The following is a 21,144-nucleotide window of genomic DNA, read 5'->3' on the forward strand; positions in this document are numbered from 1 at the left end:
GACATCTGTGTTGCCTGATACTCCCTCTTCGCGAGCAAGCCCGCTCCCACAGGGTCCAGTAGAGTTTGATAAATGTATTCACTTGAAGACCTGTTGCACCTGATGAACCGCCTACGCGACCCGCAATACGGTTGCCCATGGGACATCAAGCAAACTTACGCCACCATCGTCCCGCATACCCTTGAAGAAGCCTACGAAGTCGCTGATGCCATCGAGCGCGGCGACTTCGATCACTTGCAGGGTGAGTTGGGCGATCTGCTGTTCCAGGTGGTTTATTACAGCCAGTTGGCCCGGGAAGAAGGGCGCTTCGAGTTCGCCGGCGTGGTCGACAGCATCACCCGCAAGCTGATCCGCCGTCACCCTCATGTGTTCCCCACCGGTGACCTGTATGCGCCGCTGGATGTCCCGCGCCTGAGTGAAGAGCAGGTCAAGCAGCGTTGGGAAGAGATCAAGGCCGAGGAACGCGCGGAGAAATCTTCGGCACCCGAGCAGCTGTCGTTGCTCGATGATGTTCCCGCCGCACTGCCGGCGTTGTCCCGTTCGGCAAAATTGCAGAAGCGCGCGGGGCAGGTCGGGTTCGACTGGCCGGACGCTTTGCCGGTGCTTGATAAAGTGCGTGAAGAGCTCGATGAAGTCCTCGAAGCCATGTCGGAAAACGATCCCGAGGCCGTGGCCGACGAGATCGGCGACCTGCTGTTTTCCGTGGTCAATCTGGCGCGGCATCTCAAGGTCGATCCGGAAACCGCATTGCGTGGCGCCAATGGCAAGTTTGAAAGACGCTTTCGTTTTATCGAACAGGCATTGCGCGATACCCGTCGTCCCATGGAAGATTGCACCCTCGAAGAGTTGGACGCCTTGTGGGGCGAAGCCAAACGTCAGGAAAAGAATTTGCCCAGCTGCGGTTGAGCAGTGGCCTAAGTGAGTAATAAGCACCATGAGCATTTCCCTTCGCGACCAGTTGCTCAAAGCAGGGCTGGTCAACCAGAAGCAGGCCAAGCAGGTCAGCAAAGACAAGCAGAAACAACAACGCCTGGCCCACAAAGGCCAGATCGAGCTGGATGACTCCCAGCAGCGCGCGGCGCAGGAAGCCATGGCCGAGAAGGTCAAGCGCGACCAGGAACTCAACCGCCAGCAGCAGGAGAAAGCCGAGGCCAAGGCTCGTGCCGCGCAGGTCAAGCAATTGATCGAAGTCTCGCGCCTGCCGAAACTGACGACCGAGGATTACTACAACTTCGTCGACGACAAGAAGGTCAAGCGCATCTCTGTCAACACCTTGATGCGCAACAAGCTCAGCAGCGGTTCGCTGGCCATCGTGCATCACGCTGGCGGCTACGAAGTGATTCCGCGCGAGGCGGCATTGAAGATTCAGGAGCGCGACCCACAACGCATCGTGCAGCTGAATGTGCAGACCGAAGAAGTCAGTGTCGAGGACGATCCGTACGCGGCCTACAAGATTCCTGATGATCTGATGTGGTAAGCGGTTAACGGTTGCAGTAACGGCAAACCCCGCTCATGGCGGGGTTTGTCGTTTTCAATGCTTTTAATGCTTATTGGAGCTGTTCAGGCGGAGTGTCGTTCTCGTTGCTGCTCCAGTGTTTCCAGTTCGGCCTTGTAGTTTTGCGCGTCAGTCTCGGAATGGAACATCCCGACCAGCAGGTCTTGTTGATGCACGTCCCAGATCCGGATACCGGCGGCTACACCCTCGTGGGATTTATGTGAATCGTCGCGTTCAGTTACTTTTACAGTCATCTGCTAGCTCCAATCTTTGTTATCTGCAGCAAGGCATGTGCAGGCCTCCGTTATATGTTTTGTTAGCTTGCTAAGTAAACGCTTCGATTTGGAAACGATCTTTTGCAAAATCGGAGAAAATCCCGCAGGCCTTTAAATCTGCGGCATTGCGTCGCATGCCGCTGAGTTTCATGACAAAAGCTTCATGTTCGCATTGAAGAATTGCGACACAACACAGGACCTGTAGCAGCTGGCGAAGCCTGCGTTCGGCTGCAAAGCAGTCGCAAATCCTGCGCATGCGTTTTTAATGATTTCACGACGACTTCGTCGCCGAACGCAGGCTTCGCCAGCTGCTACGGACAGCATTCAGGCAAAAAAAAACGCCCCGAATCAGTCGGGGCGTTTTCATGTGCGGCTTGGCAGCGGGAAATTACTTACCTTCCCAGCGCTTCAGTACCAGCGTGGCGTTGGTGCCACCGAAACCGAAGCTGTTGCTCATCACGGTGTTGATGGTGGCGTTTTCGCGGGTCTTGGTCAGTACCGGCAGATCGGCCACTTCAGGGTCCAGCTCGTCGATGTTGGCGGAGCCGGCAATGAAGTTGCCTTCCATCATCAGCATGCAGTAGATCGCTTCGTGAACGCCGGCGGCGCCCAGGGAGTGACCCGACAGGCTCTTGGTGGAGCTGATGGCTGGAGCCTTGTCGCCGAACACTTCACGTACACCTTTCATTTCCGCGACGTCGCCGACCGGAGTCGAGGTGCCGTGGGTGTTCAGGTAGTCGATCGGGGTATCGACGGTGGACAGCGCCTGCTGCATGCAGCGGATTGCGCCTTCGCCACTTGGGGCAACCATGTCGTAGCCGTCGGAGGTCGCGCCGTAGCCGACGATTTCCGCATAGATCTTCGCGCCACGGGCCAGAGCGTGTTCCAGCTCTTCAACCACGACCATGCCGCCACCGCCGGCGATGACGAAACCGTCACGGTCGGCGTCGTAGGCACGGGAGGCTTTTTCCGGGGTGTCGTTGCGCTTGCTGGACAGGGCGCCCATGGCGTCGAACAGGAACGACTGGCTCCAGTGTTCTTCTTCACCGCCACCGGCAAACACGATGTCCTGCTTGCCCATCTGGATCTGTTCCATTGCGGTACCGATGCAGTGAGCACTGGTGGCACAGGCAGAAGCGATGGAGTAGTTCAGGCCCTTGATCTTGAATGGAGTGGCCAGGCACGCGGAAACGGTGCTGCTCATGGTCCGCGTGACGCGGTATGGGCCGACGCGCTTGACGCCTTTCTCGCGCAGGATGTCCAGCGCTTCCATCTGGTTCAGGGTCGATGCGCCACCGGAACCGGCGATCAGGCCGGTACGCGGGTTGGAAACCTGCTCTTCGGTCAGGCCCGAGTCGGTGATGGCGTCTTTCATGGCCAGGTAGGCATAAGCTGCCGCGTGGCCGACGAAGCGATAAATCTTGCGATCGATCAGTTCTTCAAGGTTGAGGTCAATGGAGCCGGAAACCTGGCTACGCAGACCCATTTCGGCATATTCCGGATTGAACCGGATGCCAGGGCGGCTTGCACGCAGGTTAGCGGAGACGGTCTCTTTGTCATTGCCCAGGCAAGAAACGATGCCCAGACCAGTGATAACGACGCGGCGCATGCGGATAACCCTTAGAAGTTGTCAGTGGAGGTGAACACGCCGACCCGGAGGCCTTCGGCGGTGTAGATTTCGCGGCCGTCGACAGTGACCGAACCGTCGGCGATGGCCAGGTTCAGCTTGCCCTTGAGGACGCGTTTGATATGGATGTTATAGGTGACTTTCTTGGCGGTCGGCAGAACCTGGCCGAAGAATTTCACTTCGCCCGAACCCAGCGCACGGCCACGGCCCGGCAGGCCTTGCCAGCCCAGGAAGAAACCGACCAGTTGCCACATGGCGTCGAGGCCCAGGCAGCCCGGCATTACCGGATCGCCTTCGAAGTGGCAGGCGAAGAACCACAGGTCCGGAGTGATATCCAGCTCGGCGACCAATTCACCCTTGCCGTACTTGCCACCTTCTTCGCTGATCAGGGTGATGCGGTCAACCATCAGCATGTTCGGGGCGGGCAGTTGCGCGTTACCAGGGCCGAACAGCTCACCGCGACTGCAGCGCAGCAGATCTTCCCGGGTAAAGGCGTTTTGTTTGGTCATGCGAGCTCCTCAATAGTCCCATGCGGCAGGTGGGGCAAATCTTCCCGGCCGATCGAAGCGTTCATGCCTCGAACCGGCAGCCTACTCATAGACTATTGCGTTGTGGTGAAAGTCACAGCACCAAGGACATGAATGTACACTTGTGCACTGAAATTATTATTCAAGCCCCTTTTCGGGCCTGTTCGGGTGCTTAAGACTGCCGCACTTTCGCCTTTCACGCCAGTCACAGATGCTCGAAAGGCCTGTACTACTGCACCCAGCGCTGCAGAATTTGCTGCAGATCAGTACGTTTGAAGGGCTTGGCCAGGTAATCGTTCATCCCCGCCGACAAACAGGCTTCGCGATCGCCCTGCAAGGCGTTGGCGGTCAGGGCGATGATCGGCAGGTCGGTGCACCCGGGCAGTTGGCGAATCTGCCGGGTGGCTTCATAGCCATCGATGATCGGCAAGCGGCAATCCATCAGGATCGCTTCGAAAATCAGGCTCTCGGCGCTGCGTATCGCCTGAGCGCCGTCGGTGGCGACGCTGACCTTGAAGCCCAGGCTGCGCAACATGGCTTCGATGACCGTCTGGTTGACCGGGTTGTCTTCGACCAGCAGCACATTGCGCCCTTCGCCGCTGCTGTTGCCGGTTTGCGCGCGCGGGGGCAACAGCGGCTGCGTCTGCTGGTGCAGTGCCAGCGGAATTTCCAGGGTGAACACCGAACCGCGGCCTTCCTCACTCTGCGCGCGCAAGGTGCCGCCCATGCGCTCGGCGAGGGTGCGGGCAATCGGCAGGCCCAGCCCGGTGCCGCCGTAACGCCTTGAAATGGAGCTGTCGGCCTGCTGGAAGGCGTTGAACATCAGTTCCAGGTTTTGCGCCGGAATGCCGATACCGCTGTCGCGCACGGTGCAGGTGAACCACAGCAACTCGTGGTCCAGCGACTGCCACTGCGCCTCGAGGGTGATGCGGCCCTGCTCGGTGAACTTCAGTGCATTGCCGATCAGGTTGACCAGTATCTGCCGGATACGCGTCGGGTCGCCCTTGACCTGCAAGCCGCGCATGTCGTCGGGGATCTTCAGTTTCAAGTCCAGGCCGCGTTGCGCGGCACTGTGCTGGAACGACTGGGCGCAACTGCCGATCAGGTCGGCGAGGTTGAATGGAATGTGTTCCAGTTCCAGCTCCGAACGTTCGATCCGCGAGAAGTCCAGGATATCGTTGATGACCTTGAGCAAGTGCTCGGTGGATTCCGAGGCCAGCGCCGCGTATTCCAGCTGTTCCTCGGTCATGTTGGTGGTTTCCAGCAACTGCAGCATGCCCAGTACGCCATTCATCGGCGTGCGCAGTTCATGGCTCATCATGGCGAGGAAGTCGGATTTGGCGTTGTTGGCCTTTTCTGCCTCTTCGCGGGTCTGGATCAGCTGCGCCATGGCCTGATGCTGTTCGCGGCTGGCCTTTTCGAGACCGCTGGCGAGGTTGTTGATGTGTTGCGACAGCGCCCCCAGTTCGGTGTCGTCGACAATCGGCAGCGGTGTTTTGTAGTCGCCGTCCTGAATCGCCTTGACCGCATTGCCGATATCACGGATCGGTTGCGATAGGCTGCCCGCCAGACGCCGGGCCACGAGGAAGGTAAACAGCAAGGCAAACAGCGCCAGAATGGCGGCCTTGAGTACGATTTCCTGCTGGCGCTGGCTGAAGGCATCATTGGACAGCCCGACGATCACCCGCCCGAGATAGTCTTCGGTGGGGGCCGCGTTGGCGGTTTTGCTGCTCTGGAAAAAATCATTCTGCAAAGCGATGCGCTGTAGCCGTATCGGTGCCTGGAACACTTCGACCTGTTGTGCTCGATTGTGAGGTTCGCTTGGTTGCTCGACGTACACCAGAACCCGGTTGGCGCTGTCCTGGATTTCCAGAAAGCGCACATTGGGCGTAGCCAGTGTCGCCTTGAGCAAGGTTTCGAGCACTTCGCTGTTGCCCGAAATCACCCCGTATTCGGTAGCGGGGGCCAGTTGATTGGCGATCAACTGGCCGGTGTGGGTGATTTCCTGACGCAGATCCTGGATGCGCACGAACGTGAAGAAGCTGATCAACAACAAGGTCAGCAGCAAAGCAGGGCCGAGGCTGATGAGTTGGGTACGGGTGTTGATGTCCCAGCGACGGCGAAAGTTCATGGACGGCGTTCTCCTTCAGCCAGCAGTGTGGCGACAGACGCTTCGTTTATCTGCTCGAGGCCCAATGAACGCGCTACCTGCGGGTTGCTCGCGACTTTGAATCGATGGGGGTAATGCGTGCGCGGCCAGGTGGCCGGTGGCCGGTCGAGCAATTCGTCGAGGACCGCCAGCCAATCACTCTGATCGCTGTAGGTGCTGGCCAGGCTCCCGGCCTTGACGAAACCCGCGTTGGGTCCGATCAGCGCCATTTGCCGTGAGTAGCTGCTCAGCAGCAGGTTCTTGGCGGTTTGCGGGTTGTACAGGTCGGCATCGTCCAGGCCCAGCAACACGTCGCTGTTTTTCAACAAGGCCTGTAACGGACGGCTGTCGTGAATGTCGTCCCAACGCTGGGTGACCACCTCAAGACCCAAGGGGAGGGCGGCCTGACGCAGCTCACTCAAGAGGAATTCGCTGTGATTGTCGTAGAGCACGCCGATGCGTTGGGCTTGAGGCAACAGGGTGCGGATCAAGCGCAACTGGCGGTCCAGCGGTGGATCGCTCCATAGCAGGCAAAGGCGCGCAGGCAACGTGTTGTTCAAGCGTTGCCGGGCTTGCAGGCGGCTGATGCGCAGCACCAGTGTCGCCGGGCCCTGGGCGTCCTGCAGGCGCCAGTCGAGGCTGGGCAGGTCGAGCAGTATCAAGCGGATGTTTTCCGGCAGCTTGTCCGGTATCGGCATACTGGCCAGTGTCTGGAATCGTACGTTATCGCCCGGTCGCAACTCGCTCAGGGCCTGGGTAAACGCCCGCACACCGGGGCTGTCTTCGGCCCCCGTGAGCAAAATGTCGGCGGCGTTACTCGCCAGGCTGCCCAGCATGCCGCATAACGACAGGCAAAGTGCGGCCAGCAGCCGGCCCAAGGTCGGCATTCTACTGGCCAGACGATGCGGCATCTTAAAGCTCCAGCTCCGCACTGAAATACATCACGTGGCGCTGGTCATAATTGTTATCGATGAAGGTGGTCGGCTGATTGTCCAGCCGTTGCTGGAGCACTCCGGCCAGTTCCAGGCTGGCCTTACCCAGGCCGATACGCTTGGCGATGCGCGCATCGACCCGTTCGAAGCGGTAGCCGTTGAGGGCGTCATCCCCATAGTAGAAAAGCGCACTGTTCCAGCCCCGGCCCCAATCGCGCATCCACCCGGCGGAACCGCTGTTGCGTGCAGTCTGTTTGGCATCCAGCGGGTTGCTGGCGTCGGCATCGACGTAGGCATAGGTCAGTCGCAGGCGATCGAGGCTGCCGACACGCCAGTCGAGCTGGGTTTCGCCCCCCGAAAAACGCTCCTTGTTGGCGTTGCTGGCGATGTACTGATTGTTGCGTAGCGGTTCACTGATCATGCCGGTGATTTCGTCGTGGAACAGCTTAACGTCGAGCGCCAGCCCCGCTTCGGGAAAATAGCCGTTATAGCCGAGTTCCCGGGAGCGCATGCGCTCTTGATCGAGGTTGCCGGGGCCGCGGGTCTTGACGAAATAACGGGCGCTGGACTGGCCAAAGGCACCGGGCTTGAGGTTGGTGACCTGATAACTCCAGTTGACGTTGTTCTCGAACATGTCCGGCGAGCGGATGGCCTCGGAGTACACCGCACGCAAGCCGTGGCGCGGGTTGATCAGGTAGTTGACCGCCACGCGGGGTGTCAGCGAGCTGCCGATCAACCGGGTATCTTCGAACATGGCGCCGCCTTGCAGCAGCCAGTGTTCGGTGGCACGCCACTCAAACTGGCCAAACGCCCGCCAGATCGTGTCATCGAGAGTGCCATTGAAATAGGTTTCGGAATCCGCCCGGTCGTAACGATAGTTTATCCCGCTGACCAGCCGCAGGTTATCGGCAAGGCTCAGAGTGTCTTGCAATTCGAGGTCGTAACGCGATTCCCGGGTGCTCTGGTCGATGTCGCCGCAAACGGTCTGGCTCGCGCCGTTGCGCCATTGATCGAGTACCTGGTTGGCCAACGCCTGCTCGGCGGGTGTACCGGCGGGCGCACCAGGACCGATGAAACGCGTGATGTTGCGGGCCAGGCGTTCGGTGTAGTTCGGGTTCAATTGCCAGAGTTCGGTCAGTTGCGGACTGAACGATACTTCTGCGTCGCAGGCCCGCCAGGTTTGCTGGCGATCCCAGTGTTGGGCCGAACCCTGGATATAAAGGCTGTGATCGGGATTGATATCGAGGTTCCAGCGCAATGACCCGGCATAGTCCTTGGAGGTGACGTCGGAGTCGTCGCCCGCGCGGGTAATCCCCGGGAACACAGGACTGTAGGTATAGGGCCGTTGGTTGGTGCCGTCCTTGGCATTCAATTGCCAATCAATACTTTGCTGTGCGTTGAGTGTCTGGCTGACGGCGAGGTTGAAGCGGTTCAAGCGTCGGCCGTCGTGGTAGTCGGCACCGGTGCGGTCACTGTCGAAACCGTCGTCTTGCTGGCCGGACAAGGACAGGCGCAAGTCGCCATCCTCCCAGCCCACGCCCTGGCTGGCGTAAAAGTCGTCGATGCCGCGTTGGCCGTGGGTGACTTTCATGCGCGTGCCGTGACTGTCGGCCGGCCGCCGGGTAATGATGTTGACCACCGCCATCAGGGCATTGGCGCCGTAGCTGACGGTATTCGGCCCGCGAAAGACTTCGATGCGTTCGATGTCTTCCATGGCCACCGGAATGTCACTCCAGTCCACGGTGGCCAGGCCGGCGCGATACACCGAGCGCCCGTCGATCAGCACTTGCATGCGCCGGGCTTGAGTCGCGTTGGTGCCGTGGTAGTTCACCGCGGCCTGGTTGCCACTGATGTTGCCGACCATCATCCCCGGCACCAGGCGCAGCAGTTCGCTGATATCGCGGGCGCCACTGGCGTGGATCAGGGCGCTGTCGATCACGGTCATGCTGCCCGGAACGGCAGCCGGCGACTGCTTCAGGCGCGTGGCCGTGAGCACTTGCGGCAGCGGTTCGCTGTCCAGGAACAAATCGTCGGCCAGTAATGGCGGACTGAAAATCAGCGCCAGTACCAAAGGCGAACGCGGTGAAGGATAACCCGGAGACACAACACGTTCCTGTCAGTGATTGAAGGCGCGCATGTTAACCGAGCCGAATGACTTTTCCATTCACGATGCCCGCATTTTCCTCGGATTTGTTGGTCTTCTTCCCGCGGGAGCCAGTATTTGACGTCGGGGCTGGCCGCCAAGGGGCCGCCCCGTATAATGCTGACATCGCCACTGGTATGGATTAACGGATTGCATATGACTGAACAGCGCCCAATTGCGGTCCTGGGAGGCGGAAGTTTTGGGACCGCCGTGGCCAATCTGCTGGCCGAGAACGGGCATCAGGTCCTTCAGTGGATGCGCGACCCCGAACAGGCCGAGGCCATTCGGGTCAATCGCGAGAACCCGCGTTACCTCAAAGGCATCAAGATCCTGCCCGGCGTGACGCCGGTCACCGACCTGCAAGCCACCCTGGATGCCTGTGACCTGTGTTTCGTCGCATTGCCCTCCAGCGCGCTGCGCTCGGTGCTGGTGCCGCACGCCGAACGGTTGACCGGCAAATTGCTGGTGAGCCTGACCAAGGGTATCGAAGCCCACACATTCAAACTGATGAGCGAGATCCTCGAAGAGATTGCCCCGCAGGCGCGCATCGGCGTCCTGTCCGGACCCAACCTCGCCCGTGAAATCGCCGAACACGCGCTGACCGCCACGGTGGTCGCCAGTGAAGACGAAGAACTGTGCCAGCAGGTTCAGGCCGCGCTGCACGGCCGCACCTTTCGCGTGTACGCCAGCGCCGACCGTTTCGGTGTCGAGCTGGGCGGGGCATTGAAAAATGTCTACGCGATCATCGCCGGCATGGCGGTGGCGTTGGGCATGGGGGAAAACACCAAGAGCATGCTGATCACCCGTGCATTGGCGGAAATGACCCGCTTCGCGGTGAATCAGGGCGCCAACCCCATGACCTTCCTGGGACTGGCGGGCGTGGGCGATCTGATCGTGACCTGCTCGTCGCCCAAGAGCCGTAACTATCAGGTCGGCTTCGCCCTCGGCCAGGGCCTGAGCCTGGACGAGGCAGTCACACGCCTGGGCGAAGTCGCCGAAGGGGTCAACACGCTTAAAGTGCTCAAGGCCAAGGCCCAGGAGGTTGGCGTGTACATGCCGCTGGTCGCCGGGCTGCATGCGATCCTGTTCGAAGGCCGTACGCTGGAACAGGTCATCGCTCTGTTAATGCGTGGCGAGCCGAAAACCGATGTCGACTTTATTTCCACCAGTGGTTTCAACTAATCACACTTGCCAGAAAAGCAGGGAGTTGCGCATGAACGATCCGAAATTAGAAGCCAAATACGAATCCATCCTGCTGCGGGTGTTGTGGATGATCGTCTTCGTGCTGGTGTGGCAAGTGGCGCAGTTCATCCTCGGCGCCGTCGTGCTGGTGCAGTTGATCTATCGTTTGTTTTATGGCGCCCCGAGCGCCAGCCTGATGAATTTCGGCGACAGCCTGAGCCAGTTTCTGGCGCAGATCGGGCGTTTCGGCAGCTTTCACAGCGACCAGAAACCCTGGCCGTTCGCCGATTGGCCGGCGCCGCGTACGCCGGAAGGTGAAGCGCCGCATGTCGTGGCACCGGCACCGCATCCGGCCCGAGATGAGGAACCCAAGCTATGAAACTCTGGGTATTGCGTCATGGTGAGGCCGAGCCTTACGGCACTCGACCCGATTCCGAGCGGAAACTGACCGACCATGGCCGCAAGGAAGTGTTGAGCAGCGCGGCGCGGCTGATGGGCCAGCCGCTGACGGCGATCTATGCCAGCCCCTACCTGCGTGCACAGCAAACGGCGCAACTGGTGCGCGAGGCATTGGGCTTCGAGCCCGAGATCCGCACCGTAGATTGGCTGACTCCGGAAACCGATCCGGACAAAGTGGCCGAGCAGCTCGTATCGGTGAGCAACGTCCTTTTGGTCAGCCACAACCCGCTGGTGGGGCATTTGTTGAGTTACCTGCAACATGGTGCCGGGCATCCGCCGGAAAAAGTCAGCACCGCCGGGTTGGCCGAACTCAAGGGTGATGAGTTACTAGTCGGCTCGATGAAGCTCGACAGCATCAAGCACCCATAACGCCGCATTCCTGTGGGAGCGTGGCTTGCCCGCGAAGGTATCGACTCGGTGTACCTGATAAACTGCGGAGCCTGCATCGCGGGCAAGCCACGCTCCCACAGGGGATGTCATCGCCTGGAAAGTTTTGAATGAAATATTCAACCAAGCACTTGCTTGGTTGACTACGCTTGCTCCAGACCAAAATCACAGGAGCGAGTCGCATGTCTGCTGCTTTTCGTTTGCCTCTGGACGTTTTCTACGAGCGTGAAGCCCGTCATCCCCGCCAGCGCTTTATGGTCCAGCCGGTCGGAGGCGGCCAGGTCGAGACGTTGACCTGGGCGGACGTCGGTCATCAGGCCCGTTGCGCGGCTCACTGGTTGCGGGCACGGGAACTGCCGCAGGGCAGCCATATTGCCCTGATCTCGAAGAACTGCGCGCACTGGATCATTGCCGACCTGGCGATCTGGATGGCCGGGCATGTGTCAGTGCCGTTGTATCCCAACCTCACCGCCGAATCGGTTTGCCAGGTGCTTGAGCACTCGGAAGCGGCGCTGGCGTTCATCGGCAAGCTCGACGACTGGCCAGGCATGTCCCGTGGCGTCAGCCCCGACCTGCCGACCATCAGCCTGCCGCTGCATCCCCCCGGCGACTTTGATTTCAGTTGGGACGACCTGCAACGCAGCTCGCCGATCCAGGACGATCCCAAACCCGCCGCCGATCAACTGGCGACCATCATTTACACCTCCGGCACCACCGGCCTGCCCAAGGGTGTCATGCACAGCTTTGGCACTCTGGGATTCGCCACCACCCATGGCACTGCGTTGTTCGGCCTCAACGAGTCGGACCGGCTGTTGTCCTACTTGCCGCTGTGCCACGTTGCCGAGCGGATGTTCGTCGAACTGGCGTCGATCTATACCGGCCAGACGGTATTCTTCGCCGAGAGCCTGGACACCTTTCTCACCGATCTGCAGCGCGCGCGCCCCACCGCGCTGTTTGGCGTGCCGCGCATCTGGACCAAATTCCAGATGGGCGTGTACAGCAAGATTTCGGCAAAGCGCCTCGACTTCCTGCTCGGCCTGCCGATCATCGGCAAGCGGGTCGGGCATAAAGTCCTGGCCGGGCTCGGGCTGGATGCTTTGCGCATCGCCTTGTCCGGCGCGGCGCCCGTTCCGCAGACCTTGCTGCTCTGGTACCGCAAACTGGGGCTGGACGTGCTGGAGGTCTACGGCATGACCGAGAGTTGCGGCTATTCGCACATCTGCATGCCGGGCCAGAACAAACCGGGCTGGATAGGCAAACCCTGCCCTGAAGTCGAAGTGCGGATCGCCAAGACGGGGGAGGTCATGGTGCGCAGTGGCGCGACCATGCTCGGGTATTACAAGGAACCGGAAAAAACCGCTGACACCATTACCGGGGATGGCTTCCTGCGCACCGGCGACAAGGGCGAGGAAGACGCCGAAGGCAATCTGCGCCTGACCGGGCGCCTGAAGGAAATCTTCAAGACCAGCAAAGGCAAATACGTGGCCCCGGCGCCGATTGAAAATCGCCTGGCCGTACATTCGCGCATCGAACAGGTCTGCGTGGTGGGCGATGGCTTGAGCGCACCGCTGGGCTTGTGCGTGTTGTCGGCGGTCGGCCAGCAGGATGCCGGCGGGACTGCACGCGCCGGTTTGCATTCGAGCCTGGAAAAGCTGCTGGAAGAGGTCAACGGCGCCCTCGACAAACATGAGCAACTGCGCCGCCTGGTGGTGGTGAAGGACAGTTGGGCGGTGGAAAACGGCTTTCTCACCCCGACCCTGAAGATCAAACGCAACGTGATCGAAGCGGCTTATGGCGAGCGCTTTGAAGAATGGAGCGAGCGCAAGGAAGCGGTGCTGTGGCAGGATTGATCCACGAACAAAACCAACAAGGAAACTCTGCGATGAGCCTGTGGCGCACCACTCCAAACATCGAGCAGTTGAACGCAATCCAGAAAAACACCATCGGCGAAGTGCTGGACATCCGTTTCGAAGCCTTCGACGAGGAGTCCCTGTCCGCCAGCATGGTCATCGATCACCGCACCCATCAGCCTTACGGCTTGCTGCATGGCGGTGCCTCGGTGGTGCTGGCCGAAACGGTCGGGTCCATGGCCAGCTACCTGTGTATCGATGCCAGTAAGTTCTATTGCGTGGGCCTGGAAATCAACGCCAACCATTTGCGCGGCCTGCGCAGCGGGCGGGTGACGGCGGTGGCCAAGCCAATCCACATCGGCCGCACGACCCATGTCTGGGACATTCGCCTGACCAGTGATGAAGGCAAGGCCAGTTGCGTGTCGCGGCTGACCATGGCGGTGGTGCCGTTGGGTGAGAATCCGCCGGTGCGTTAAGGCAAGCTCGAAGCACGGGGCCTGAACGTTATCATCGGAATGTCGTTGCGAGTGGGCATGTCCGGGTGCCCCGTCCACTCCCTGTTCGGTTGGGTGAAGTGGTCCAGGGTGAAGTCCACATCGTCATACCTGAACAGCGCGGCAGTGCCGCGCTGCACGTGTTGTCCCAAATACGTTCGGGCTTCAGTGGGAGTTGCCATTGTTGCGACGGTTCCCATCCGCAAATTGACGTTTTCGATCGCGCTGGTCAGCGGGTTGAAAATAAACGTCAGAGAGGCGGTCAAGGTTGCCCCGGCGGTGCGCGTAGACCAGCCATATATGACCTCCCAGAAATTTGGCATGGATAGCCGATTGGTACCTGATGCGTAGGTTCCTGCGCGCAACGCATTGATAGTGACGATAGATGCCCCATCCAGACCTTCGACGACAGCACTGATGGCTACTCCGGCTAAAGGAGATAGTTCTGCTCGAATGGCGCCACCGCTAAACAGCAATGCCCCGTAGACACCTGTGCGCAGGGCCGTCGCAACACCGGACGGCGCGAGTGTGAGTCTGGGACCAAGCTCTGCGGAGACTCGTTGCCCGGTTTCCCTTGTCAGCCCCCCAGGCGCACTGGTAATGACGCTAATGGCTACAACATTCAATGTCCCAGGGTTGCTCAAATATGAATAGAGTGGAGCTGCTGCGCCCGCTGTTGCACCCAACAAACCGCCAATACCCGCCCCGACCCTCTGCGCGGTACGGCTGTTGCTGTAACGGGAGACGATATTGCTGCCTGCACCCATCCCCATCGAACCGCCGGCCAATGCCCCCACCACCGAACCTGCTACGGTCAAAGCGAGGTTGGAGCCGGGGTCTACGGCTTGACCGTCTGCATCGTCAGACGGTGTTGCCCATTGCGTCAGTGCTTGTGTCGCAAAATACCTGACAGTTCCACCCGCCAAGGCACTCAGCCCGTCACGCGCAAGCGTTGCGCCAGCAGCGTTAAACACTTCACCGACAGTGATCAGCCCCTGAAAGTCCACGTGTCCAATCGGATTGCCATGCACCATGGCAAACAGGTTCAAGCCATCGGCAACGCCTGCCGGGTCCGGATTCAACCACCGCTGACACCACGGCACGTAATAACGAAACCCGTAGTAATACAACCCGGTGGCATCCCGTTCCTGCCCTGAATAGCGCAGTGTTTTGTAGTTGGCTTCCAGTTTGTTGCGCCCGGCCCACCAGCAGGTTCCGCCATAGGGGTAGTAACTTTCCCGGGAGATGAGCAAGGCCGCTTCGTCCAGCTCCAGGGCGCTGGAGCCCAAATGATCGGTAAAACCGTAGCGATGCTGGTTCTGGGGAATGCCGGCTGGCGGTTCAGTCTGCCAGTGCAGGATTTGCACCGTGCTGCGTCCGGCCTTGATCGTCACGACGTGGAGTGTCTCGTCGGCAGACGTGCGGACTTCCACTCCCGGCAAGTAACGGGTTTCGTGAGTGCGGGTCAATGTGCCGGTGTAGGCCTGACGGATTTTTCGCTGACGCTGGCCACTGCCGTCGTACACATAAAACTCGCAATCGTCCGGTTCATCTTCACGCACCACCTGATCGACCTGGCGCAGTTGGTTGCGCAGATCCCAAAGCAGAGTTTGCCCGGGTTGAAGCCCGGTACGGTTGCCATTGAGATCATGACCGATGGCAATTTCCTGTTCGTCGGGCAGTTCGCCATCGGGCTTTTCAGGAAGGCTGCGATTGCTGAGTCTGGCGATAGCCGTGCGTTCGGTACGGCTGGCGCTGTCTGCCTGATGCTGCATGACCTTCAGGTTACCGGCTTCATCGTAGGTGTAGATACGCGTGTAATTTTCCAGTTGTCCGGGATCGGCGGCGGGCTGGAAATCCGGTAGCTGTGGTCCACCCGGCGCGTTGCGCAATTGCCGGCCACTGGCCTCGATCAGGCGGTAGAGGCTGTCGTAGCGGTAGCGATTGACTGGCTCGATGCGCTGGTTGCGGTGAAAGTGAGTCGCTTCAGCGCCGTCGGTGATGCAGGTGATATTGCCCACAGCGTCGTATTCGTAAGTCAGATCTTGCAAGGCCGGTTGCCCTGTTACATGGGCTTTGAGGTGTTCCAGTCGGCCATCGTCGGGCCGATAAGTCGCCCATGAAATAACGCCGTTTCCCGCACATTGTCGTTCTATCTGGCCGAAGGCGTTGTACTGAATGTCCCGGACCAGCGCCGTTTCCTCTGCCGGCCCGGCGAGTTTCAGACGAACCTCACGCAGTTCGGCTGCACAGGTATGAAGGAATGTCTGCCGGTTGCCCAATGCATCGGTCTGGGTGACGGGCTCACCGGCGGCGTTGCAATGAAGGCGAGTGATGGCTGGCGCGTTCTCCAGCAAGGCGTCGCGTTCAGGCACTGACTCGGGCCAGTCCACCGGCCATTGCGGATCGGCGATAAAGGTGCGGCTTTGCTGTAACGGCGTAGCGTTCAGACTGAACTCGGTAAAGAGCAGGGTGCCGGCGCTGTCGTCGTGCCGAATCAACTGGCCGCGCAGGTTATGGCTGGTATCGGCGTCGTTATCGGCATAGGTGAAACGTGCGATGCAGCGTTCCGCTCCTTGCCACGCACGCTCGAACGTAGCGACCGGGCGGCGCTGAGGGTCATAGTCCACGCGGCTCTGGCTGAGTTTCTGATCCCAGCCTTCAACACTTTGCCCGTGCGCGCCGGGCAACCCCAGGCGCCAACCGGCGTCACTGTTTTGCGAAAGCACTACAGTGCCCGACAAACTGAAAATGTTGTGCTGATTGGCTGCCGTCTGACCGTCTTGATGCAAACGGAACAGGCGTGGATCACGAGTCAGAACAGCGCGACCGGCGCGGTCATATTCCTGCTGAGTGATGCAAGGCTCCGGTGCCGACGCGTTCTCGCGACGGTGATACGCCAAACTGCGCACGCTCAGCCCGCGTGGGTCAAAGACCTGGATGGCCGGAGTGTTGGCGTGGGTCATCGTGAGATTGCCTGTGACTGGGTGGAACAGTCCTTCTTATCTGCTTGATACCGGTTGGCGGTCAACTGTCAGAAATAACAGGCGGTGTCCGCAGTGGCGTCATTGCCACGGCGGGTGTGTCATCATTCCTGGCAGTTACGGTCATTGCTGCAGGACGCGGTCTTGCGGACAATCAACACCTGTTTTCGCTCATGGATTTGCAGGTATGTCGCAACAGATTTTTTTCGCCCACGCCAATGGTTTTCCTTCGGGGACCTACGGCAAGTTATTTGCGGCGCTGGCACCCGAATATCAGGTGACGCATCTGGAGCAGCACGCCCACGACCCGCGTTTCCCGGCTGATGACAACTGGTACAACCTGGTGGACGAGTTGATCCATCACCTGCAACGGCAGGCCGAACCCGTGTGGGGCGTCGGTCATTCCTTCGGTGGCGTGTTGCACCTGCATGCGGCCTTGCGCTGCCCCGAGTTGTATCGCGGCGTGGTGATGCTCGACTCGCCGGTGCTGACCCGAACCGATCGATGGGTCATCCGTGCGGCCAAGCGCTTTGGTTTCATCGACCGCCTGACCCCGGCCGGCCGAACCCTCGGTCGTCGTGAAGAATTCGCCGACCTGGAAAGCGCCCGCAAGTATTTCGCCGGTAAGACCCTGTTTCGCGGTTTCGACCCGGAATGCTTCGATGCCTACCTGCAACATGGCTTGCACCAGGATGGCGACAAGCTGCGCCTGCGTTTCGACCCGGCCACGGAAATCAGCATCTACCGCGGCGTGCCGCACACCAGCCCGGGCAGCACCCGGCAGTTGAAAGTGCCGCTGGCGGTGGTTCGCGGGCACAACAGCCGCGTGGTCATGCGCCATCACGCCAGTTCGGTCGACCGCCTGCCGCTGGGCGAGTCGTTGACCATGCCCGGTGGCCACATGTTTCCGCTTGAGCGTCCCCTTGATACCGCAGAAATGCTCAAAGGCCTGTTCAACCGCTGGGACGGCCGTCGACAACAGGATTGCGCATGAGCCACGTCGTCGAAGAAGTCCGCCTGAGTCTGCCGCACATCGAACTGGCGGCGCACCTGTTCGGTCCTGAAGACGGTTTGCCGGTGATTGCCCTGCATGGCTGGCTGGACAACGCCAACAGTTTTGCCCGCCTGGCACCCAAACTCAAAGGCCTGCGCATCATCGCGCTGGACATGGCCGGTCACGGTCATTCCGGGCACCGCCCGCCGGGAGCCGGTTACGCCATGTGGGACTATGCCCACGATGTGCTGCAGGTCGCCGAACAGCTTGGACTGAAGAAATTTGCGCTGATGGGGCATTCCATGGGCGCCATCGCTTCGCTGATCATCGCCGGGTCGATGCCCGAGCGGGTCACCCACCTGGCGTTGATCGACGGCATCATTCCTCCTACAGACAAAGGTGAAAACGCTGCCGAGCGCATGGGCATGGCCCTGCAAGCGCAACTGGATCTGCGGGAAAAGCGCAAACCGGTCTACGACACCCTCGACCGTGCCATCGAAGCGCGCATGAAGGGCCTGGTGGCGGTCAGCCGCGAGGCCGCTGAACTGCTGGCGCAGCGTGGCCTGATGCCGGTATCGGGCGGTTATACCTGGCGCACCGACAATCGCCTCACGCTGCCATCGCCGCTGCGTCTTACAACCGAACAGGCAATGGCCTTCGTCCAGCGGGTCAAATGTCCTGCAACACTGGTGGTCGCTGCTGACGGCATGCTCGCCAAGCACCCGGAATTGCTCGAGCGTCTACCCTTTAGCCGGGAACAGCTGCCAGGCGGCCACCATTTGCACCTGAATGACGAGTCCGGTGCCGATCTTGTCGCAGACTGTTTCAATCGGTTCTTCGCCATTCCTTGACTTGCGTCTGGCAACTGTCGAGGCTTGGCGGGTTGAAATGGGAGACAACCATGATAGATCTCTACACCGCTGCGACCCCGAATGGCCACAAGGTCTCTATCGTGCTCGAGGAACTCGGCCTGCCCTACACGGTGCATGCCTTGAGTTTCGACAAAAAGGAGCAGAAGTCCGCGGACTTCCTCAAGATCAACCCCAATGGCCGGATTCCGGCGATTGTCGACCGTGCCAACGGCGATTTCGCTGTGTTCGAGTCCGGCGCCATCCTGATTTACCTCGCTGAACAAACCGGCAAACTGATGCCTTGCGACCCGAAGGGCCGTTCGGTGGTATTGCAGTGGCTGATGTTCCAGATGGGGGGTATCGGCCCGATGCAGGGCCAGGCCAACGTGTTCTTCCGCTACTTTCCGGAAAAGCTCCAGGGCGCCATCGACCGCTATCAGCATGAAACCCGTCGTCTCTACGAAGTACTCGACACGCGTTTGCAAAGCGTGGAATTCCTCGCTGGCGAGTACAGCATCGCCGACATCGCAACCTTTCCGTGGGTGCGCGGTTACGAGTGGTCGGGTGTCTCGGTGGAGGGCTTGACGGCATTGCAACGCTGGATGGCAACCATGGAGGCCCGGCCGGCGGTGCAGCGTGGACTGCAGATACCGCAACGCGCCGATGAAGCCAGTGTCATCAAGGGTGCCCAGGCCATGCTGATCCGATGAGTCTATCCATGCGTTCATTCAGTTTGCTGGTGCTGTGCAGTTTCAGTCCCTTGTTGTTCGCCGCCGATCTTCCGGGCAGTCAGGACCTGCCGATAGTGCCGCGTATGGCTGACGCCCAGATTGTCGACTATCGCCCCGCCGCCGAACTGGAGCGGATCTACCCGTTGGGCTCGATCCGCAAGATCAGTGGCCAGTTACGTTTTGACGGTCAGGTCAGTGCCCGCGGCAACGTCACTTCGGTGACCTACGAGTTGCCACCGGAGCATTCGTCCATCGAGGCGTTCACCGCTGCCCGCGAGGCTTTGCAAAAACAGGACGCCGGGTTGCTCTTTTGGTGCCAGGCGCGCGATTGCGGCGAAAGCAGCCTCTGGGCCAATCAAGTCTTCGGCAACGCCAAGCTGTACGGCGCCGACGATCAACAAGCCTATTTGCTGCTGCGACTTGCCGCTCCTCGGGACAACACCCTCGTCGCGCTGTACAGCATCACCCGGGGTAATCGCAAAGCCTATCTGCATGTCGAACAGTTCGAAGCTTCGGCACCGCTGGGCGAGTTGTTGCCGACCTCCGCGACCTTGCTGCGTGAACTCAGGAGCACCGGTGAGCTCGACTTCTCCGCGTTGAGCGACGCACCTGACGAGACCTGGCTACGCCTGATTTCTCGCGGACTGAATCTCGACACCACTTTGCGGGTCAGTATTTCCGGAGCGAATGCCGAAGCCTGGCGTCAGGCACTGATTGGCCAAGGCGTGCGTGCTGCGCGGATGGAAACCGGAAGTGCCGGAGGCTCTGGTCTGCACATCGAGCTATTGCGGTAGGCTGTACCGGGCGAGCGCGTACGCCGTGTTCGCCTACTCTTTTGCTGACTGACTTTTTCGAGACTTTAGATGATCAATAACGATCGCCTGTTGGTGCAGATCCTGCTCGTGGTGCTGTTCGGCGCGAGCTTCTGGGTGATGGCGCCGTTCTGGTCGGCGTTGTTCTGGGGCGCAGTCCTGGCCTTTGCCAGTTGGCCGCTGATGCGCTTGTTGACCCGTTGGCTCAATGGCCGTGAGTCGCTGGCGGCGGCATTGCTGACGGTGGGCTGGATGGTGCTGGTAGCGGCACCGCTGGTGTGGCTGGGCTTCAACCTTGCCGACCATGTTCGCGATGCCACGGCGTTCATCAAGGATGCGCAGGTCGAGGGTCTACCCGAGGCGCCAGCCTGGCTGGGCTCGATTCCCCTGGTGGGCGAGCGGCTGGTCGGGCTCTGGAACAGCATTGATGAGCACGGCGCAGCGATGATGGTATCGCTCAAGCCTTATCTGGGGCAGGTGGGTAACTGGTTGCTGGCGCGCAGCGCGCAGATCGGTGGCGGTATTCTCGAACTGACCCTGAGCATCCTCTTCGTGTTCTTTTTCTATCGTGACGGGCCGCGCCTGGCGGCGTTTGTGCACACATTGCTGGAGCGGCTGATCGGTCAACGGGCCGGCTACTACATTGAACTGGTCGCGGGCACGGTACAGCGGGTGGTTAACGGTGTGATCGGCACCGCGGCAGCCCAGGCGATCCTGGCGCTGATCGGGTTCCTGATTGCCGGCGTACCGGGTGCGTTGGTGCTCGGCATCGTGACGTTCATGCTCAGCCTGATTCCGATGGGGCCACCGCTGGTATGGATTCCGGCAACCGCGTGGCTGGCCTGGAAAGGCGAGTACGGGCTGGCCATATTTCTCGGGATCTGGGGCACATTCATCATCAGCGGTGTCGACAACGTGCTTAAACCGTACCTGATCAGCCGGGGCGGTAATCTGCCGCTGGTCATTGTGCTGCTTGGGGTGTTTGGCGGGTTGATTGCCTTTGGCTTTATCGGCCTGTTCATCGGCCCGACGTTGCTGGCGGTGGCCTACAGCCTGTTGACCGACTGGAGCAAGACTCAAGGACGTGTCGAAGATCGCCGGCCCTGAGATCTGTATTCAGTTTAGGGCCTCTTCGCGAGCAAGCCCGCTCCCACACTGGTTTTGTGATCGACACAGATCAATGTGGGAGCGGGCTTGCTCGCGAATGCGGTGGATCAGTCAATAAATATGTCGACTGACACGCCCTCTTCGC

General features: G+C 60.2%; 19 protein-coding genes. 12 read left to right on the top strand and 7 right to left on the bottom strand.

What is annotated here, in order from left to right; all coding sequences use genetic code 11:
* The first annotated feature begins 72 nt into the window (after positions 1-72).
* Both mazG and PMI28_RS10175 read left to right on the top strand, forming a co-directional pair.
* Positions 73-906 (top strand): nucleoside triphosphate pyrophosphohydrolase, encoded by an 834-nt coding sequence (mazG, locus tag PMI28_RS10180; RefSeq protein WP_007988772.1) that lies wholly within the window; start codon positions 73-75, stop codon positions 904-906.
* Between the two features lie 28 nt (positions 907-934).
* Positions 935-1,477: a DUF2058 domain-containing protein gene (locus PMI28_RS10175; RefSeq protein WP_007988773.1), complete on the top strand. Its 543-nt coding sequence runs from the start codon at positions 935-937 to the stop codon at positions 1,475-1,477.
* 83 nt (positions 1,478-1,560) lie between these two features.
* Here PMI28_RS10175 and PMI28_RS10170 read toward each other — a convergent pair whose 3' ends face one another.
* The 6 genes from PMI28_RS10170 to PMI28_RS10145 all read right to left on the bottom strand — a co-directional run bounded on the left by PMI28_RS10170 (position 1,561) and on the right by PMI28_RS10145 (position 9,109).
* On the bottom strand, positions 1,561-1,749 hold the full coding sequence (locus PMI28_RS10170; protein ID WP_007988774.1) for a hypothetical protein: 189 nt from the start codon (positions 1,747-1,749) through the stop codon (positions 1,561-1,563).
* Positions 1,750-2,158: 409 nt separating this feature from the next.
* A complete protein-coding gene (gene fabB / locus PMI28_RS10165) occupies positions 2,159-3,379 on the bottom strand; it encodes a beta-ketoacyl-ACP synthase I (protein WP_007974551.1) in 1,221 nt (406 codons plus the stop codon).
* 11 nt (positions 3,380-3,390) lie between these two features.
* Positions 3,391-3,906, bottom strand: coding sequence for a 3-hydroxyacyl-[acyl-carrier-protein] dehydratase FabA (fabA, locus tag PMI28_RS10160; RefSeq protein ID WP_003179264.1), 516 nt, complete (start codon positions 3,904-3,906; stop codon positions 3,391-3,393).
* A 247-nt stretch (positions 3,907-4,153) separates the two neighbouring features.
* Positions 4,154-6,055, bottom strand: a complete 1,902-nt coding sequence (locus tag PMI28_RS10155; protein ID WP_007988775.1) for an ATP-binding protein — start codon at positions 6,053-6,055, stop codon at positions 4,154-4,156.
* Entirely contained in the window at positions 6,052-6,984 is a 933-nt protein-coding gene (locus tag PMI28_RS10150) for an ABC transporter substrate-binding protein (RefSeq protein WP_007988780.1), read from the bottom strand. The genes PMI28_RS10155 and PMI28_RS10150 overlap by 4 nt, the downstream gene beginning before the upstream one ends.
* Before the next feature lies 1 nt (position 6,985).
* The gene (locus PMI28_RS10145) at positions 6,986-9,109 is read right to left on the bottom strand and encodes a TonB-dependent receptor plug domain-containing protein (protein ID WP_007988783.1); all 2,124 of its coding nucleotides are present in this window, start codon (positions 9,107-9,109) and stop codon (positions 6,986-6,988) included.
* Between the two features lie 195 nt (positions 9,110-9,304).
* On the opposite strand from PMI28_RS10145, the gene PMI28_RS10140 reads away from it, so the two are divergent.
* From PMI28_RS10140 to PMI28_RS10120, 5 genes are all read left to right on the top strand, one after another.
* Positions 9,305-10,330 carry an NAD(P)H-dependent glycerol-3-phosphate dehydrogenase gene (locus tag PMI28_RS10140; RefSeq protein ID WP_033063470.1) on the top strand — a complete coding sequence of 342 codons (1,026 nt, stop codon included), beginning with the start codon at positions 9,305-9,307 and terminating at the stop codon, positions 10,328-10,330.
* A 31-nt stretch (positions 10,331-10,361) separates the two neighbouring features.
* The gene (locus tag PMI28_RS10135; RefSeq protein ID WP_007988788.1) at positions 10,362-10,709 is read left to right on the top strand and encodes a DUF4389 domain-containing protein; all 348 of its coding nucleotides are present in this window, start codon (positions 10,362-10,364) and stop codon (positions 10,707-10,709) included.
* A complete protein-coding gene (gene sixA / locus PMI28_RS10130; protein WP_007988790.1) occupies positions 10,706-11,158 on the top strand; it encodes a phosphohistidine phosphatase SixA in 453 nt (150 codons plus the stop codon). The genes PMI28_RS10135 and sixA overlap by 4 nt, the downstream gene beginning before the upstream one ends.
* A 200-nt stretch (positions 11,159-11,358) precedes the next feature.
* Positions 11,359-13,026, top strand: coding sequence for an AMP-binding protein (locus PMI28_RS10125; protein ID WP_007988792.1), 1,668 nt, complete (start codon positions 11,359-11,361; stop codon positions 13,024-13,026).
* A gap of 32 nt (positions 13,027-13,058) precedes the next feature.
* Positions 13,059-13,502 (top strand): hotdog fold thioesterase, encoded by a 444-nt coding sequence (locus PMI28_RS10120; RefSeq protein ID WP_007988794.1) that lies wholly within the window; start codon positions 13,059-13,061, stop codon positions 13,500-13,502.
* Here the strand turns inward: PMI28_RS10120 and PMI28_RS10115 are convergent.
* Complete coding sequence (locus PMI28_RS10115) at positions 13,499-16,486, bottom strand: RHS repeat-associated core domain-containing protein (RefSeq protein ID WP_007988796.1); 2,988 nt, start codon at positions 16,484-16,486, stop codon at positions 13,499-13,501. The genes PMI28_RS10120 and PMI28_RS10115 overlap by 4 nt on opposite strands.
* A 205-nt stretch (positions 16,487-16,691) precedes the next feature.
* On the opposite strand from PMI28_RS10115, the gene PMI28_RS10110 reads away from it, so the two are divergent.
* The 5 genes from PMI28_RS10110 to PMI28_RS10090 all read left to right on the top strand — a co-directional run bounded on the left by PMI28_RS10110 (position 16,692) and on the right by PMI28_RS10090 (position 20,999).
* Entirely contained in the window at positions 16,692-17,498 is an 807-nt protein-coding gene (locus tag PMI28_RS10110; protein ID WP_007988799.1) for an alpha/beta fold hydrolase, read from the top strand.
* A complete protein-coding gene (locus tag PMI28_RS10105; RefSeq protein ID WP_007988801.1) occupies positions 17,495-18,349 on the top strand; it encodes an alpha/beta hydrolase in 855 nt (284 codons plus the stop codon). The genes PMI28_RS10110 and PMI28_RS10105 overlap by 4 nt, the downstream gene beginning before the upstream one ends.
* Before the next feature lie 50 nt (positions 18,350-18,399).
* Positions 18,400-19,059, top strand: a complete 660-nt coding sequence (locus PMI28_RS10100; protein WP_007988803.1) for a glutathione S-transferase family protein — start codon at positions 18,400-18,402, stop codon at positions 19,057-19,059.
* Between the two features lie 8 nt (positions 19,060-19,067).
* Positions 19,068-19,874 carry a DUF4892 domain-containing protein gene (locus PMI28_RS10095; protein WP_007988805.1) on the top strand — a complete coding sequence of 269 codons (807 nt, stop codon included), beginning with the start codon at positions 19,068-19,070 and terminating at the stop codon, positions 19,872-19,874.
* A gap of 69 nt (positions 19,875-19,943) precedes the next feature.
* A complete protein-coding gene (locus PMI28_RS10090; RefSeq protein ID WP_007988806.1) occupies positions 19,944-20,999 on the top strand; it encodes an AI-2E family transporter in 1,056 nt (351 codons plus the stop codon).
* The last annotated feature ends 145 nt before the right edge of the window (positions 21,000-21,144 follow it).

Source organism: Pseudomonas sp. GM48 (assembly GCF_000282335.1).
GTDB lineage: Bacteria > Pseudomonadota > Gammaproteobacteria > Pseudomonadales > Pseudomonadaceae > Aquipseudomonas.

What these genes read in the sequence shown, in the direction of transcription:
- mazG (WP_007988772.1), top strand. Translation starts at nt 73, where the DNA reads ATGTATTCACTTGAAGACCTGTTGCACCTGATGAACCGCCTACGCGAC.
- sixA (WP_007988790.1), top strand. Translation starts at nt 10,706, where the DNA reads ATGAAACTCTGGGTATTGCGTCATGGTGAGGCCGAGCCTTACGGCACT.
- PMI28_RS10150 (WP_007988780.1), bottom strand. Translation starts at nt 6,984, where the DNA reads ATGCCGCATCGTCTGGCCAGTAGAATGCCGACCTTGGGCCGGCTGCTG.
- PMI28_RS10110 (WP_007988799.1), top strand. Translation starts at nt 16,692, where the DNA reads ATGTCGCAACAGATTTTTTTCGCCCACGCCAATGGTTTTCCTTCGGGG.
- PMI28_RS10125 (WP_007988792.1), top strand. Translation starts at nt 11,359, where the DNA reads ATGTCTGCTGCTTTTCGTTTGCCTCTGGACGTTTTCTACGAGCGTGAA.
- fabB (WP_007974551.1), bottom strand. Translation starts at nt 3,379, where the DNA reads ATGCGCCGCGTCGTTATCACTGGTCTGGGCATCGTTTCTTGCCTGGGC.
- PMI28_RS10135 (WP_007988788.1), top strand. Translation starts at nt 10,362, where the DNA reads ATGAACGATCCGAAATTAGAAGCCAAATACGAATCCATCCTGCTGCGG.
- PMI28_RS10100 (WP_007988803.1), top strand. Translation starts at nt 18,400, where the DNA reads ATGATAGATCTCTACACCGCTGCGACCCCGAATGGCCACAAGGTCTCT.
- PMI28_RS10140 (WP_033063470.1), top strand. Translation starts at nt 9,305, where the DNA reads ATGACTGAACAGCGCCCAATTGCGGTCCTGGGAGGCGGAAGTTTTGGG.
- PMI28_RS10175 (WP_007988773.1), top strand. Translation starts at nt 935, where the DNA reads ATGAGCATTTCCCTTCGCGACCAGTTGCTCAAAGCAGGGCTGGTCAAC.
- PMI28_RS10095 (WP_007988805.1), top strand. Translation starts at nt 19,068, where the DNA reads ATGCGTTCATTCAGTTTGCTGGTGCTGTGCAGTTTCAGTCCCTTGTTG.
- PMI28_RS10170 (WP_007988774.1), bottom strand. Translation starts at nt 1,749, where the DNA reads ATGACTGTAAAAGTAACTGAACGCGACGATTCACATAAATCCCACGAG.
- fabA (WP_003179264.1), bottom strand. Translation starts at nt 3,906, where the DNA reads ATGACCAAACAAAACGCCTTTACCCGGGAAGATCTGCTGCGCTGCAGT.
- PMI28_RS10115 (WP_007988796.1), bottom strand. Translation starts at nt 16,486, where the DNA reads ATGACCCACGCCAACACTCCGGCCATCCAGGTCTTTGACCCACGCGGG.
- PMI28_RS10090 (WP_007988806.1), top strand. Translation starts at nt 19,944, where the DNA reads ATGATCAATAACGATCGCCTGTTGGTGCAGATCCTGCTCGTGGTGCTG.
- PMI28_RS10120 (WP_007988794.1), top strand. Translation starts at nt 13,059, where the DNA reads ATGAGCCTGTGGCGCACCACTCCAAACATCGAGCAGTTGAACGCAATC.
- PMI28_RS10155 (WP_007988775.1), bottom strand. Translation starts at nt 6,055, where the DNA reads ATGAACTTTCGCCGTCGCTGGGACATCAACACCCGTACCCAACTCATC.
- PMI28_RS10105 (WP_007988801.1), top strand. Translation starts at nt 17,495, where the DNA reads ATGAGCCACGTCGTCGAAGAAGTCCGCCTGAGTCTGCCGCACATCGAA.